This window comes from Brevibacillus panacihumi, assembly GCF_003710985.1.
GTDB lineage: Bacteria > Bacillota > Bacilli > Brevibacillales > Brevibacillaceae > Brevibacillus > Brevibacillus panacihumi.
The window spans coordinates 1-13260 of the sequence record NZ_RHHT01000065.1 but is presented as its reverse complement, the minus strand read 5'-3'; the positions used below and the strand labels follow the sequence as shown (position 1 = coordinate 13260).

The following is a 13260-nucleotide window of genomic DNA, read 5'->3' as shown; positions in this document are numbered from 1 at the left end:
CATGGGGAAAACCATCAAACAACAAAAATGGGTATTAACAATCCTTCTAAGCAATATATTCATTGCATTTCTGGGAATTGGCCTCGTCATCCCAGTGATGCCATCCTTTATGAACATCATGCATTTATCAGGAAAAACAATGGGCTATCTTGTCGCCGTATTTGCGGTGGCACAACTGCTCATGTCACCAATCGCCGGCCGCTGGGTTGACAAGTATGGCAGAAAAAAAATCATCATCATCGGCTTGTTTCTTTTTGGTGTTTCTGAGCTGATCTTTGGGATAGGGACGAATGTGTACGTTCTCTATTTATCGAGGATCCTGGGGGGAATTAGTGCCGCCTTTATCATGCCGGGTGTTACAGCCTACGTTGCAGATATTACCTCTGTTCAGGAACGCCCAAAAGCGATGGGCTATATCTCTGCCGCCATTAGCACCGGCTTTATCATCGGGCCTGGCATTGGAGGGTTTATTGCCGAATATGGAATACGGATGCCCTTTTTCTTTGCGGCAGCCGCTGCTTTTCTGGCATGCATCTCCTCGTCCTTTATTTTAAAAGAGCCGCTTACCAAGGAGCAGCTTGCAGAAATATCGGCTCATACAACCCAGACAAATTTCGTCAAAGACCTAAGAAGATCTGTAGATCCGCTGTATTTTACCGCGTTTATCATTGTATTTGTACTCGCTTTCGGTTTGTCAGCTTATGAAACAGTTTTTAGCCTTTTCTCCGACCATAAATTCGGCTTCACCCCGAAGGATATTGCCGGCATTATTACCATTAGCTCCATTTTCGGCGTGGTCGTGCAAATATTTCTATTTGGAAAAATGGTTGATCTGCTCGGCGAAAAGAAGCTGATCCAGATATGCTTGTTCGTAGGTGCCCTGCTGGCAGTCGCGTCCACCATGATATCCAGCTATTTTACCGTGTTGGCTGTAACATGCTTGATCTTCCTCGCCTTTGACTTGCTCCGTCCAGCATTGACAACATTTCTCTCGAGAGCAGCCGGAAAAGAGCAGGGATTCGTGGCTGGCATGAACTCCACCTACACCAGCTTGGGAAATATCGTCGGACCAGCGATGGGCGGAATCCTGTTTGACGTCAATATCAACTATCCGTATTTGTTTGCTGCTGTCATTATGGTCATTGGCCTTGGCATTACGTTCGTATGGAAGGAAAAAACGTTGGCAGAAGGCGTAACGCAATAAAAAATCACATAGCAACGAAAAAAGACGTGCTGGCTGGCACGTCTTTTTGCACGTCTCTCGGAATGTTGCTCCTCAAGCTCTACTTCATCCATTGCTCTCGGAGAGGTTCAAATAATGCTGCAATTCCTCGTAAAAGGCTGGATTGCAGGCCATGACACTGCTTTTTTGATCAAAAGGCAAAGGCGTTCCCGCCATAGACGTGACGCGGCCTCCCGCTTCCTCGACGATAATGCGGCCTGCGCCGAAATCCCATGCGTTCAGTGAAAGGCTGACGTAACCGTCCAATCTGCCTGCGGCTACATACGCCATCTCCAGAGCAGCACTGCCCAGCAGGCGCATGCCGCGTACCTTTCCAGCCAGCTTTTTGACAATTTGATCGATCCCCATCTGCTCTGCTCGCTCGTTCCAGAACACGCTGGTACACAGCAAAGCTTCCTCCAGACGGACATGCCGTTCAAGGCGCAGCGGGCGATCATTCAGAAAGGCCCCTTCCCCTCTGACCGCGTAAAAAAGCTCGTCGCGCGAAGGATCGTATACTGCTCCGACCAATCCCTCTCCCTTATGGTAAACCGCGATCGAGACAGAAAAATTGATCTGCTGATGAACGAAATTGGTCGTCCCATCGATGGGATCAATCACCCAGAGCGTATCGAATTGACTCGGATCCCCGGCAAAGGTCCGCTCCTCGCCCAATATCCCATGGTCAGGGTACTTTGCCAGGATCAAATCGATGACGTGTTTTTCTACTTCTTTATCGACAGCCGTAACCAGATCGGAGGCAGATGTCTTGTATTCTACAGTAAACGGCTCTCTCATGCGGGCCAGGCTCAGCTTTCCCGCAGAGCGGGCACAATGCAGAGCATGCTCCTTTAGCGCCGCCAGTGATGATGTTTGCACTCGTATCGCCACCCAAACAAGACTTTGCTTCTAGTGTACCATACTTTACCTCCTGTTACACCCCGCTGGTCGGCCAAGTGCAAAAGGAGAGGAGGTCCGTTCTCGTCCGGACCTCCTGAAAGTGACCCCATTAACAGCAGCGCGTGATGCCGCCTTTTTCATAACGTTCGCGCAGGGCGTAGATGTAGTATTCGCGCTCGGTCATCGGAAAAATCCCCGGGGACGCATGCGTGACATACCAGTGCTGCAGATAACGATCGTAGTCCGGCATCCCGAAAATCGTCTTGATCGCAGAGCTTACACGGCGCAAGGACTTTCGGATCGTTCTCCACTTTTTCCTCATGCGACGTGACCTGTACCGTCCAGGATGTCCCCTTTGGATTTGACGTAGGGGGACTCATGCAATTGGTACTGCTTGCCGCGAAGGATATTGATCCAAAGCCGGATGCCGTCCAGAATGATGCCGATTGTGATGACCATGAAGATCGCGCAGACCACGGCGTCGATCTGGTCGTTGAGAATCATCTTTTGCGCAGCCTCTACCGTTTTTGCCCCGGCAGGCAATGTACCTGCATCCAATGCTTTTTGGAATACCTCCGCATGCGCCAGGAAGCCGATTTTCGGATCTGCGTGGAACAGCTTTTGCCAGCCTGCTGTCAATGTTGCCGAGGTGAGCCAGGCCATTGGCACCAGCGTCACCCAGGAGTAGCGCGCCTTGCCCATTTTGAAGATGATCGTCGTACCTACGGTAAAGGCGATTGCTGCCAGCATCTGGTTGGCGATTCCGAAGAGCGGCCACAGTGTGTAGATGCCGCCGAGCGGGTCCATGACACCCTGCAGGAGGAAATAGCCCCACCCGATCGAGATGATGGCAGACCCGATCAGGTTGCCGGGCAGCCAGTTTACCTCTTTCATTTTCGGAATGACGTTCCCCAGCATATCCTGCACCATGAAGCGTCCGACGCGGGTTCCCGCATCGATAGTCGTCAGGATGAAAACGGCTTCAAAGAGGATCGCAAAATGGTACCAGAAGGCCATCAAGGCTTTTCCTCCGAGAATGCCGGAGAAAATGGTGGCCATCCCGATCGCAAGCGAAGGAGCGCCCCCGGTGCGGGATAAGATGGTTTTTTCCTGAATATCATCAGCCAATGTCGTAATCATATCCGGGGTAATCGTATACCCCCAGCTGGAAATCGTCTGCGCTGCCGCGACAGCATCAGCCCCGATCACAGCGCCCGGCGAGTTGATGGCGAAGTAGATCCCTGGCGTCAAGACACATGCCGCGATCATCGCCATGACTGCTACTCCGGATTCCATCAGCATTCCTGCATAGCCGATCAGCGGAGCATGCGATTCTTTGGCGATCATCTTCGGTGTCGTACCCGAGGAGACGAGGGCGTGGAAGCCCGATACTGCCCCGCAGGCAATCGTAATAAAGAGGAACGGGAAGAGGTTGCCCGCAAATACCGGACCTGTTCCATCGATAAACTTGGTCAAGGCAGGCATCTGCATCGGCGGCAATGTCAGGATAATCCCCACAGCCAGTACCGCAATCGTCCCCACTTTCAGGAAGGAGCTGAGGTAATCACGCGGAGCCAGCAAGAGCCAGACCGGCAGTACCGATGCGACAAAACCGTAGACGATAATCATCCAGGCCAGTTGCACCTTTGTAAATGTGAAGGCAGGTCCCCATACCGGCGAAGCTGCAACTGCCTGTCCCCACCAGAGGGAGAGGAACAAGAGCGCCAGTCCGATGAGCGAGCCTTCCACTACCCGTCCGGGACGGATGTAGCGCATGTACAATCCCATCAGGATCGCGATCGGCAATGTCATAAAGATCGTAAATGTAGCCCAAGGCGACTCTGCAAGAGCGTTGACCACAACCATCGCCAAGACGGCGATCAGAATGATCATAATCGCAATAATGCCGATCAACGCTAAAGCACCGCCAAAAGGACCAATCTCTTCCTTGGCGATCTGGCCCAATGTTTTTCCATTGCGGCGCATCGAGCCAAACAAAATGACGAAGTCCTGCACGGCCCCGCCGATGACGACCCCGACAATAATCCAGATCGTCCCTGGCAAATACCCCATTTGAGCGGCCAATGTAGGTCCTACAAGCGGCCCCGCACCGGCAATCGCGGCGAAATGGTGCCCGAACAGAACCCATTTGTTCGTCGGCACGAAATCCTTGCCGTCGTTGTTCACCTCTGCAGGCGTGGCCCGATTGTCATCCAGGCCCATGATCTTCTTCGCGATAAAACGGCTGTAAAAACGATATGCAACAGCATAAGTGCAGATTGCGGCAGTCAACATCCAGAACGAGTTGACAGACTCCCCGCGCGACAATGCCAGCACGCCGAAACCGATGGCACCCAGCGCGGCGATCCCACCCCAGATCAGGATGGAGAGAAGCCATTTTTTCATCCGTTCTCCTCCTCGTTTCAATATTCAGGCAATGAACCTGAATTGAAGGTACCACAGGGAGGGAACGAGCCATATAGAAATTGGCTGAACGGTAGAAAAGGGGACACGAATCGTAGAAGATGGGACATGGATGAAAGCGAATACAAAAAAGTCAGCGTTATACGTACGCCATGATGATGTAGACAACAAGGCTTGGCAGTGCCAGCAGAATGAGGTTCCTCGTCCAGCGGAATCTGCTTTTGCTTTCTCTTCGCGCGTTGTTCTGGTCATGAAAGTACGCAATAGAGGTATCAGGCCCCAATGAAGTGATGCTGAGCATCGCCGCGAAAAGAACACATGCCCCTACTAGATAAAAGGACAACGTATCAGCCAAACCGATATCCCCCACAAAAAAGCTGACGAGCCAGATCACTGCTTGCAGCAGACAGCCGATGATCAAGGATTTTAGCATGTTCTCTACTCCTTTTTTAAGAGATCTGCCCTTAAAAGCCCAACCTGCGCTTCAGCTCCTTCACTACGTTGCGGCTTACCGGCACCTCCGTTTTCCGCTGATCCTGCATGACGAGATGAATCGCCCCTTTGAACCAGGGGACAAGCTCTGCAGTCTTGTTCAGATTGACGATATAGGCCCGATGCGTGCGAAAAAACTGGTGCGGGGACAGACGATTCTCCAATTCCTGAAGCGTAAAGGAGCTGGCGTATTGCTCAAATCTGGTGTAAATGCTGGCATATCTCCCCTCCAAGGTCGCATACACGATTTCATTGGGATCGATCAGCATGATTTTTCCGTTTTTTTCCACCGGAACGCGTCGTGGCGATTGTTCCGTCAGCACATTTTGAAGCAGGCTGTGCAAGCGCTCCTCCAGATTTTCGGCAGGAGACGGCTCTGCCTTCAAGAGCGGTCTTGCACTTTCTTTGCGGTGCATCCATTTTCGCACGCGATTCATGGTCTTTTCCAGGCGGCTTTCGCTAAACGGTTTGACGATGTAATCGACAGCCTCCGTCTCAAAGGCGCGCACAGCATGAATCTCGTAGGCACTGGCAAAAATGATGACTGGCGGCTTGACCATGGATTCCAGCAGCTCTTGTCCCAGGTCGACACCGTCCCGATCCTGCAGATGAATATCCAAAAATACGGCGTCAGGCTCCAGTCCAAGAACCTGTTCGACCGCTTCCTCCCCGCTGCCCGCCTCTCCGATGACCTGTACGTCGGCAAATTGCTCCAGCAAATAGCGAAGCTCTGCTCTTGCAGGCGCTTCGTCATCCACGATGAATACTTGCAGCACGCAGATTCACTCCAATCGGAAGTTGTATGGTGCAGGTCGTTCCTTCACTCGGTATGCTCGAAATGACAATTCCATACGGTGGCCCATAGATGGACTGGATCCGCCCCTTTACATTGGCAAGGCCGATCCCGGACAAGCGTCTCTTTCCGTCCTTTTGTGGCTGCGGCGTCGGGACCTCGTCCACATCCATCCCTACTCCGTTGTCCGAAACGGTCAACTCCAGCACCTGCTTATCCAGGCGTCTTGCTGATATGGTCACAACCCCGCCTTCTTTTTTGGGCAGCAGCCCGTGTTTGACCGCATTTTCTACCAGGGGCTGCAGGATCAATCCAGGCACCACAAACCGTTCCACCCCTTGCTCGATGTGGTAATCTACCTTCAGCTTCTCGCCAAAGCGGGCGCGCTCGATCGCCAGATACGCCTCGATGTGCTCCAGCTCCTCGGACAAGGTGACGAAACCTCCTGAATCGTGCAGATTCCGGCGAAAATACTCGCTGAGATGGATCAGCAGTTCACGCGCCTGTTCGGGACGAAAACGGATGAATGAAACGATCGTATTGAGAGCGTTGAATAAAAAATGCGGGTTGATCTGTGCGTGCAATGCCTTGATTTCCGCGTCTGCCAAAAGTCGCGACTGCCTCTCCAGCTCGGCCAGCTCCAATTGGGTCGAAATCAGATTGCCCAGTCCGCGAACCAGCTCCAGGTCGACGGCTGACAGCTTGCGGGATCGGTCCTGATAGAGCTTGAGCACCCCTACCGTCTCCCGCTTGCGCAACAGCGGCACCAGGATGGCGGAGCGAAGCGAGCAGTTCTGCTCCTTGCAGCCGATTTCCTCTTTGTTGCGCGCGATCATCACCTGCTTGGTGTCCAGCACCTCCCGCGTCGCTTTTGTGTTGATCCCCTGACCGACTACATGATGGGAGGCTCCCGCTCCGACATGGGCCAGAACGGTCTTGGTATCCGTGATGGCGACAGCGGCAACCCGTGTTGTCCGCAAAATTTCCTCTGCTACCTTCTGCGCGGATTCGAATGTCAGCCCCTGACGCAGATAGGAGAGCGTCTTGTCCGCCACCTGCATGGTCCTTTGAGCTTGCAAGGCACCGACGCGATCCTCTTCTTTTTTTGCCAGGTCGATGATGATGATCAGGATGGCGATCCCTACGGAGTTGACGACCGACATCGGGATGCTTATAGACTTGACCAATGCCCAAGCCTCTGCGTACGGCCGTGCCAGCAGCAGGATGATGCCCATCTGCATCCACTCCGCGATAAAGCCCACGACCAAAGCTGTCGTCCAGCCGATCTCCTGGTTGCGGCTTCTGCGATACTGGTACACCAATCCCGCGATTACCCCTTCGCTGATCGTCGAAACCGCACAAGCCAGATCCGTAAAACCGCCCAAGGTATAGCGATGAATCCCTGCTATCAGCCCGGTCAAGAGCCCGACCCAAGGCCCCGCCAAAAGTCCGGCTACAACCGTGCCGATGACGCGCGAGTTGGCAATGGCATCCTGATACCAGATGCCGTTGTAGGTGCCCATGATCGAGATGGCGGAAAAGATCAAAACCATAATGGCATTTTCTTTGCGAGTCGCCCTCTGATTCAAAATACTCCGAAAAGCGCGAACACGCGTAAATAACAATGCGGCCACAATCAATACGGCAGTCCGTTCTGCCAAGGGAACCATCAAGTCAAAATTCATCGGCTTCCTCCCACTTTTTCCGCAAACTGCCATCACTTACCATTATCATAAGGGAGTACGGAATTGGTCAAGCAGGCAAAGAAAAAAAGCGATAGGCGAAACCACCGCTTTTCTTTGCTGTTGGCCTGTTTTACAAGACACGCGTCAAAAATTCCCTTGTCCGCTCTTCTTTCGGATGGTTAAAAATCTCATGTGGCGCTGCAAGCTCCAGGATTTTTCCTTTATCCATAAAAGCGACCCAATCCGCTACATCCTTGGCGAAGCCCATCTCATGCGTGACAATAATCATGGTCATCCCTTCGCGGGCAAGCTGTTTCATCGTCTCCAGCACTTCACCAACCAATTCGGGATCAAGTGCTGAAGTAGGCTCATCAAACAGCATGATTTCCGGCTTCATCGCAAGCGAGCGCGCGATCGCCACACGCTGCTTTTGACCTCCGGACAACGCAGAAGGATAGACGTCCGCCTTCTCTTCCAGACCGACTTTTTTCAACAGCTGCATGGCTTCCTTCTTCGCTTCCTCCTTGTTTATTTTGCGGACGATCAGCGGTGCTTCGATGACGTTTTCCAGAACCGTTTTGTGCGGAAACAGGTTGAAGTGTTGAAAGACCATCCCTACCTTTTGGCGCACCTTCGAGAGATCATCCTTCTTCGGATCAATGCTTTTGCCCTCAATGAAGATGTCTCCCCCGTTCTTGATTTCCAGAAAATTGATGCAGCGAATCAACGTGCTTTTTCCCGAGCCACTGGCTCCGATCAGCACGACGACCTCCCCTTTTTTCACCTCCAGATTAATGTCCTTCAACACTTCAACGGCTCCGAAGCTTTTCTTCAGGTTTTGCACGCGGATCATTGCTTGTTTCTCGCTCATGGTATCCCTCCTACGAGTCCCCTTTTGCCAGACGCTTTTCCATTTTATTGACCAAATAGGTGAAGAGCATCACAATCACCAGGTAGTACACGGCGACGATCAAGAAGAACGTCATCTCATCAAATGTCTCAGCGGACAAGCGGCGAGCCATCGCGAACAACTCGTCCATCGCGATGAAAGCAGCGAGAGAGGATTCTTTCAATGAAAGGATGAATTGATTGCCCAATGGCGGGATGGATCGCTTTAAAGCCTGCGGCAGGATGATGCGCCGCATGGTTTGTGCAGGCGACATCCCCAGTGAAAGCCCGGCCTCCAGCTGTCCTTTGTCAATCGACTGAATGGCGCCGCGGAAAATTTCCGCGATATACGCACCGCTGTGTACAGCCAGAGCCAGCGCAGCCGACCAGAATTGGCCCAGATCCACAACCTTGTAAAAGCCGAAATAGAGGACGAAAATCTGAACGATCAGCGGCGTACCGCGAATGACGGTGATGTAGACATTGGCGATAATGGGACCGATCGGAAACTTGGAGATTTTTAGCAGGGCGACGAACAGGCCGATTACCGTCCCTACAACAACAGAGGCGAACGTCAATTCAAACGTCAACAGCAACGGCTTCAGAAAAAACGGGAATGTGCGGATAAACTCTTCGATCAAATGTGAGATACTAGGCACCTTTCCACCCCTCGCTTGTCATGGAATGAACCTGCCAAACCCTGCGGAGGCATTTGGCAGGCGTAATGGCTACTGAGGCTGATCAGTCTTTTTTGCTGATATCACGTTGGAAGTACTTTTCGCTCAGCTTCAAGTACGTGCCGTCTTCGTGCATCTGTTTGAGTGCTTCGTTGATTTTATTCAGCAGTTCCTCATTGCCCTTGCGTACCGCGATCCCATGTTGGACCTCGGTAAGGGCTGCACCGCTCTTTTTGATCTTCAGACCTTGTTGAATGGCAATTTCGCCCACGACGCTGTCTGTAATGACGACATCGTGCTTGCCTTGTTCCAATGCGCGCATAGCGGTCACATCACTGTCATAGGTCTTGATGTTGTCCGTGTACTCGCGGGCCATCTTCTCATGCGTCGTGCCGAGGGCAACAGCGACCTCTTTTCCTTTCAGAGCTTCCAAGGTGCTTACATCACTGTCCGGACGCGTGAAAAGCTGACCACCTGAGAGGTAGTACGGATCGGCAAAATCGACCTGCTGCTTGCGTTCATCCGTAATCGCATGGCTGGCAATCGCTGCATCATAGCGCCCTTCTTTCACCCCGGCGATGATCCCGGAGAAAGGAGACGTGACGGCTTTTGGTTCCAGGCCCAGTCTCTTGGCGATTTCATCCCCGATCTCGATGTCAAAACCGGTCAGTTGGCCGTCCTTGAAGTAGCTGAACGGCTGATACTCACCTGACGCCGCGTACGTGAACACACCCGCTTCCTTGGTCATGGAAGAGCCACCGGCAGCAGCTGCAGGAGCTTGTCCCCCGTCGCCGCCTGCCGGTGCCGGAGACTGACCACATCCGGCGATCAGCAAAGTCATTGAGAGCAGCATAACGGAAATACCATTGATTGTTTTTTTCATGTTTCTTTCCCCCTGTATCGTTTGTTTGAGCATGAAACGTCGCAAGCTGCCTGTCTCCAGCACTTCCTACATTCAGGCACACCTCCTTTGAAGCAGATTCGCTAGTCAACCATTTGCAAATATTCTGATATAATCAGCGGCGCCCCGGTTTTCGTGACGACCTCTTCCAAGGAATAGGGGTACATGACCTCTGTCAGACACAAGCCCTGCTTCGTCACCTCAATCACAGCCCTTTCGGTGATGATCATGTCGACACAGCTTTTCGCTGACAAGGGCAGCTCGCACTCCCTGAGGATTTTCGGTTCATTCCTTTCGTTGAGGTGACTCATCAACACAATCACCTTTTTCGCGTAACGGGCCAATTCCGGTCCACCACCGATTCCGTAGACGCGTTTGCCTGGCACGATCCAGTTCGCCAAATCCCCCCGCTGACTAACCTGCAAAGCTCCTAAAAATGCCACATCTACTCTCCCGCTGCGCACCATGCCATACGCAATAGAGCTGTCGAAGAAGGAAGCACCGGAGTGAAGCGTGACAGGCGTCCCTCCTGCGTTTGAGAGATGCGCGTTTTCCTCGCCTTGAACGGGGAACGGCCCTACTCCCAAGATCCCGTTGACCGAGTGAAACATCACATTCCATTCACTCGGAAGAAAGTCGGCTACCAGTTCAGGGATGCCGATACCCAGATTCACTGTCATTCCTGGAAGTATCTCGCGTGCTGCCCGGCGAGCAATCATGTTTCGCTGATCGATCAGAAGCCCCATGCTCCCATCCCTCCGCTTGTCCGCACGATATAGTTTACGAAAATGCCGGGTGTGACAATGTGCTCCGGATTCAGCTCCCCCGCCGGCAGGATCTCCTCCACCTCTGCGATCGTGATCTTTCCCGCCATGGCAACCAATGGATTGATATTGCGGGCAGCCTTCTCATAGATGAGATTTCCGTAGGTATCCGCCTGCTTGGCATACACGATTCCTACATCTGCGGTCAGGGCAGGCTCGATGACATAGTTTTTCCCTCCATACCGGACAAGCTGCTCCTGTTGGCTTGGGCCAATTCCTACGTCCGGCTCGACGAGAATGGCAGGGAGCCCGACTCCGCCCGCTCGGATCTTTTCAGCCAGAATTCCCTGCGGATAAAATAGGACCTCCAGCTTCCCTTCCATCATCTGTCGTCCAGCGTCTGGATTGGAGCCGATGTGGGTCGTGAGCAGCCGCTTCACTCTCTCGTGGGAAATGAGCCTGCCAACTCCCTGATCAGCAAATCCGGCATCATTGCCAATCAACGTGAGATCCTGCATTCCTTTTTGCAGGATCATGTCAATCAGACTGACAGGCGTACCAATCCCTCCGAACCCTCCGACCATTAAACGGATGCCGTCTCGAACTTGATCTACGGCTTCTTCTATCGAGATTAGTTTTGAGACCATGGTTCCATTCCTTATCATTCGTTATCGTTTGTAAGGGCACCTCATGTCCTAGCTTTACAAGCAATCTCTATGCCAACCGAGAAAAAACGCTTATACCGGGCCTGTCAGTCTTTCGTGGAATTCGCGTTGAGTTGAAATCGACTCAAACAGGATTTTACTTTTCAGATAATGCAATCTTTTCAGTCGAATCGATTCCGATTCACTTGTTTTCAAAATCGATTCAGTTTACAATTTTGATGGACATATCCTCGATGAGTTGGAGGTTTTCAAAATGGAGAAAGATGCAGAAATCTTCGCCATGTTTCAAACCAGCCGTTTCATCGACATCTTTAATGCCTTGGCAGACGGGATTTACATCTCGGATGCGCAGGGAACCACCATCTGGCTTAACAACGCCAGTGAAAACCTGTGCGGCTTGCCCAAATCACAGCTCATCGGACAAAATGTGGCTGACCTGGAAGCGATGGGGATCTTCAATCCGTCCGTCACGAGACTTGTCATGGAAAGCGGAAAAACGACCACGACGATTCAACTCGTCAACAACAAGGGCAAATTCCTCGTCACAGGCCACATTATTCCTGACGAGTCAGGAAACCCGGACCTGATCGTCTCCCACTCTCGCGACATTACAGAGGCAGCACGCGCCAGTTCGCAGCTGGAGGAAACCGTCGCGCTTCTGAAACGATACAGCGAGGAAATCCAACTCATGAAACGGGAAGCGAACCAGAACCTTTCCCGGACGGTAATTGGGAACAGTCGGGCCTATCTTGCCTTGCTCGACCTGATCAAAAAGGCAGCTGTCGCAGACACAACCGCCCTGATTACCGGAGAGACTGGTGTGGGCAAAAGCTATCTCGCCGAACAAATTCACCAGCTTAGCGAACGCTGTGCCGCTCCATTCATCCACGTAAACTGCAGCGCCATCCCCGAAACACTGCTGGAGTCTGAACTGTTTGGCTACCAAAAAGGCGCATTTACCGGAGCCAATCATTCAGGCAAGCTGGGGCTTGTGAAAATGGCTGACAAAGGCACCCTGTTTCTCGATGAAATCAGCGATCTTCCCTACCACCTTCAGTCCAAATTGCTATTGCTTCTGCAAAATAAAACCTTCATGCCGATTGGCGGGACCAAAACGTACACCGCCGATATACGGATCATTGCCGCCACCAACGCCAATTTGCTGGATCTGGTACGTCAAGGGAAATTCCGACATGATCTTTATTATCGTCTCAATATTCTGCCAATCAATGTTCCGGCACTCCGTGAGCGGAAGGAAGATATTTTCCCGCTGCTTCACCACAATTTGAAAAAATTTAACGCCAAGCATAATCAGAAGCGGCGTTTCTCTGCTGAGGTGCTAGACCGCTTGCACCACTACGAGTGGCCCGGGAACGTACGTGAGTTGGAGAATCTTGTGGAGCGGATCGTCATCACCTCGAAGCTGGACGAGATTTTGATCACTGATTTGCCGGAGGAATTGCGCAATATGGGGGAAAATGAAGATCATCTGCTCACGATCGGCGGCCATCTCTCGTTGAATGAGAGGCTGGAAAAGATCGAGCTGGAGATCATCACCCAAGCCTTGAAACAGCACAAAACCACCCGCAAGACGGCAGCAGCATTGGGCATTACCCAATCTCTGCTCATGCGGCGCATCAAGAAATACGGGATCGCGGTTGATCATTCTAGCGATGAGAGCTTTGATGTCCCTCTCTTCAAGCTGTAGTGGAGGCGAGGAAAAAGGGGAAAACGCTTCAGGATAGTTGGATCTTCCCAGGAGGTCATCCCTGGCCGGCTACACTCCAAAGGCGGAACCGCGGCCAAAAGCAGCCGACTTCGAAGAAGAGATTCAGGGTGTAGAGTAGAG

General features: G+C 52.2%; 13 protein-coding genes. 2 read left to right on the top strand and 11 right to left on the bottom strand.

Translation table 11 applies throughout. The annotated features are described in order from the left end of the window. Position 1: 1 nt before the first annotated feature. Positions 2–1204 (top strand): MFS transporter, encoded by a 1203-nt coding sequence (locus tag EDM58_RS22530; protein WP_122915344.1) that lies wholly within the window; start codon positions 2–4, stop codon positions 1202–1204. Between the two features lie 84 nt (positions 1205–1288). Here EDM58_RS22530 and EDM58_RS22525 read toward each other — a convergent pair whose 3' ends face one another. From EDM58_RS22525 to EDM58_RS22475, 11 genes are all read right to left on the bottom strand, one after another. Beyond that, positions 1289–2101: an inositol monophosphatase family protein gene (locus EDM58_RS22525; protein WP_122915326.1), complete on the bottom strand. Its 813-nt coding sequence runs from the start codon at positions 2099–2101 to the stop codon at positions 1289–1291. 130 nt (positions 2102–2231) lie between these two features. Beyond that, positions 2232–2444 carry a CstA-like transporter-associated (seleno)protein gene (locus tag EDM58_RS22520; protein WP_122915325.1) on the bottom strand — a complete coding sequence of 71 codons (213 nt, stop codon included), beginning with the start codon at positions 2442–2444 and terminating at the stop codon, positions 2232–2234. Then, on the bottom strand, positions 2441–4528 hold the full coding sequence (locus tag EDM58_RS22515) for a carbon starvation CstA family protein (RefSeq protein ID WP_122915324.1): 2088 nt from the start codon (positions 4526–4528) through the stop codon (positions 2441–2443). Before EDM58_RS22515 ends, EDM58_RS22520 begins: the two co-directional genes overlap by 4 nt. 157 nt (positions 4529–4685) lie before the next feature. After that, complete coding sequence (locus EDM58_RS22510) at positions 4686–4979, bottom strand: hypothetical protein (protein WP_122915323.1); 294 nt, start codon at positions 4977–4979, stop codon at positions 4686–4688. A 31-nt stretch (positions 4980–5010) separates the two neighbouring features. Beyond that, complete coding sequence (locus EDM58_RS22505; protein ID WP_122915322.1) at positions 5011–5814, bottom strand: LytR/AlgR family response regulator transcription factor; 804 nt, start codon at positions 5812–5814, stop codon at positions 5011–5013. Then, entirely contained in the window at positions 5789–7516 is a 1728-nt protein-coding gene (locus tag EDM58_RS22500; RefSeq protein WP_122915321.1) for a sensor histidine kinase, read from the bottom strand. Before EDM58_RS22500 ends, EDM58_RS22505 begins: the two co-directional genes overlap by 26 nt. Positions 7517–7646: 130 nt before the next feature. Beyond that, positions 7647–8387, bottom strand: coding sequence for an amino acid ABC transporter ATP-binding protein (locus tag EDM58_RS22495; RefSeq protein ID WP_122915320.1), 741 nt, complete (start codon positions 8385–8387; stop codon positions 7647–7649). A gap of 10 nt (positions 8388–8397) precedes the next feature. Then, entirely contained in the window at positions 8398–9063 is a 666-nt protein-coding gene (locus EDM58_RS22490; RefSeq protein ID WP_122915319.1) for an amino acid ABC transporter permease, read from the bottom strand. A gap of 82 nt (positions 9064–9145) precedes the next feature. Further along, a complete protein-coding gene (locus tag EDM58_RS22485) occupies positions 9146–9964 on the bottom strand; it encodes a transporter substrate-binding domain-containing protein (protein ID WP_122915343.1) in 819 nt (272 codons plus the stop codon). 101 nt (positions 9965–10065) lie between these two features. Beyond that, positions 10066–10728, bottom strand: coding sequence for a 3-oxoacid CoA-transferase subunit B (locus EDM58_RS22480; protein ID WP_122915318.1), 663 nt, complete (start codon positions 10726–10728; stop codon positions 10066–10068). Beyond that, positions 10716–11393, bottom strand: coding sequence for a CoA transferase subunit A (locus EDM58_RS22475; protein ID WP_122915317.1), 678 nt, complete (start codon positions 11391–11393; stop codon positions 10716–10718). The genes EDM58_RS22480 and EDM58_RS22475 overlap by 13 nt, the downstream gene beginning before the upstream one ends. 271 nt (positions 11394–11664) lie before the next feature. Between EDM58_RS22475 and EDM58_RS22470 the strand changes: the two genes are divergently transcribed. Next, positions 11665–13119: a sigma-54 interaction domain-containing protein gene (locus EDM58_RS22470; RefSeq protein WP_122915316.1), complete on the top strand. Its 1455-nt coding sequence runs from the start codon at positions 11665–11667 to the stop codon at positions 13117–13119. The last annotated feature ends 141 nt before the right edge of the window (positions 13120–13260 follow it).

Excerpts from the sequence above, each read along its gene's own strand:
- EDM58_RS22485 (WP_122915343.1), bottom strand. The coding sequence starts at position 9,964 with ATGAAAAAAACAATCAATGGTATTTCCGTTATGCTGCTCTCAATGACT.
- EDM58_RS22530 (WP_122915344.1), top strand. The coding sequence starts at position 2 with ATGGGGAAAACCATCAAACAACAAAAATGGGTATTAACAATCCTTCTA.
- EDM58_RS22520 (WP_122915325.1), bottom strand. The coding sequence starts at position 2,444 with ATGAGGAAAAAGTGGAGAACGATCCGAAAGTCCTTGCGCCGTGTAAGC.
- EDM58_RS22470 (WP_122915316.1), top strand. The coding sequence starts at position 11,665 with ATGGAGAAAGATGCAGAAATCTTCGCCATGTTTCAAACCAGCCGTTTC.
- EDM58_RS22480 (WP_122915318.1), bottom strand. The coding sequence starts at position 10,728 with ATGGGGCTTCTGATCGATCAGCGAAACATGATTGCTCGCCGGGCAGCA.
- EDM58_RS22475 (WP_122915317.1), bottom strand. The coding sequence starts at position 11,393 with ATGGTCTCAAAACTAATCTCGATAGAAGAAGCCGTAGATCAAGTTCGA.
- EDM58_RS22515 (WP_122915324.1), bottom strand. The coding sequence starts at position 4,528 with ATGAAAAAATGGCTTCTCTCCATCCTGATCTGGGGTGGGATCGCCGCG.
- EDM58_RS22510 (WP_122915323.1), bottom strand. The coding sequence starts at position 4,979 with ATGCTAAAATCCTTGATCATCGGCTGTCTGCTGCAAGCAGTGATCTGG.
- EDM58_RS22500 (WP_122915321.1), bottom strand. The coding sequence starts at position 7,516 with ATGAATTTTGACTTGATGGTTCCCTTGGCAGAACGGACTGCCGTATTG.
- EDM58_RS22495 (WP_122915320.1), bottom strand. The coding sequence starts at position 8,387 with ATGAGCGAGAAACAAGCAATGATCCGCGTGCAAAACCTGAAGAAAAGC.